Annotated in this window: 2 protein-coding genes; both read left to right on the forward strand. The window is 53.4% G+C overall.

Features of this window, described 5'->3' with window-relative positions:
- Nucleotides 1-93: 93 nt before the first annotated feature.
- Complete coding sequence (locus ACH2EH_RS13105) at nucleotides 94-861, forward strand: hypothetical protein (protein ID WP_395142353.1); 768 nt, start codon at nucleotides 94-96, stop codon at nucleotides 859-861.
- Between the two features lie 21 nt (nucleotides 862-882).
- Nucleotides 883-1546, forward strand: a 664-nt coding sequence (locus ACH2EH_RS13110; protein WP_395142354.1) for a hypothetical protein, incomplete at its 3' end; no start/stop codon positions are given.

The following is a 1546-nucleotide window of genomic DNA, read 5'->3' on the forward strand; positions in this document are numbered from 1 at the left end:
GCGGTTCTGGGCAAAGAATAAAATTTTGAAGGCCACCATGTAGGTGGTGGTCTTACTGAGCAAATACGTAAACGACGGGGAGTCAGGAAAACGATGCTGCGCATCAACCTCTTACCAGCTTATATCGCGGAACAGAAAAAAACGAGCGCCACCTGGTGGTGGGCGGGATCTCTTCTCGCTGTCTGTGTCGCGGCACCGCTCATCTACCGCTTCGCCATGCAGGATCCGCTGTACAATCAAACGGTTATCAATGCGAACACTGCTAACGATGCGGCTTTGGCCGTAGAGGACACTCAGGCGAGAACCCAGACGGAGCTGCAAAAAATTCAGCCGATTCAAGCCAAGGTAGATTTTGTGAAGAATGTCCAGTTCTTCAATCGGCTCCCGGGTTTGATCTACCGAAATGCTGCGCGCTATACTTATCGTGGGGTTGAGTACAACAGCATGGCTGTTGAGGGCGATAGCCTGAGCATCAGTGCGTCGGTACCCAAGCTTGAGGATGTCGGACGTTTTTACCTGACACTGTTTGCGAACCCGGATATCAAGGCGCTTAGTATCAGGGGGATGCCTGATTTTCAGGGGATTCAGGCCCGTAAGCAGCTTCCGCCTGATGCACAGCGTAGCTTCCCCATCCAGGTTGCGGCTCAGCTTGTTCAGAATGTAAGCCCACCCACGGCACCTATTGCAGGGGCCGCGGGCGCGGGTGGTGCCATGGGTATGGGTGGTGGCATGGGAATGTCGGGCTCCATGGGGATGTCCGGCTCGGGTTCTATGGGGCCGGGGATGGGTGCTGATACAGGTGCTGCTGCGCCCACTGATGGCGGTGGCAAGGGTGCGATGATGAAGGATGGCGACCAGTAAGGGAGGCGACAGGATAAAATTATGAGTAAATTAACACGTCCTCAGGTATGGATTATTTTTGGTGTCCTCTCTCTGATTGCTGTTTTGACACTGTGGTTCACGCTTAACGATCCTCGTAACAAAGAAACTGCAACCGAGGAAGCACGTCGTGAGTCGCGTCAGTTGGTTGCGGATCAGAAGCCTCAGGCGGACACGGCATTCGCCGATGCTAAAGTGAAGGTTGCCATGGCGAAGAGTGATTGGGGGAGATATGAGAAGCGCTTTATGCCGACGATCAATATCTCTAACCTCTACACGGCCTGGCAGCAGATTCAGAAAGAGCAGCTCTACGATCTCGGGCCTATGCTGGATAAATTTGTTCGTTCCGACAAGGGCGTTCAGATTGTTCAGGCCGGCTTTAGTCTCTACCCGCCACCGGATGACCCCAACCAGGCAAATGTTCCTTTGCTTTCCGAAAATAAGGGAGCGGTCACGGTTTCTGGGAACTTTGATGCCGTCTTGAAGCATGTTGAGCGTTGGAATACCTTTGGTCGCTTGGTGCTCATTACTGGTTTTAACCTTCAAGGGAACTCCCCCCGATTGCTGGGAAGTTATAACCTTCAGGTCTTTGAGTTTACGCAAGGGGATACTCCTGGTCCCACTTTCCCTGCTGCCGCTGCTGGAGCAGGTGGTGGTGGTATGGGCG

Source organism: Armatimonas sp., assembly GCF_043760365.1.
GTDB lineage: Bacteria > Armatimonadota > Armatimonadia > Armatimonadales > Armatimonadaceae > Armatimonas.

Excerpts from the sequence above, each read along its gene's own strand:
- ACH2EH_RS13105 (WP_395142353.1), top strand. The coding sequence starts at position 94 with ATGCTGCGCATCAACCTCTTACCAGCTTATATCGCGGAACAGAAAAAA.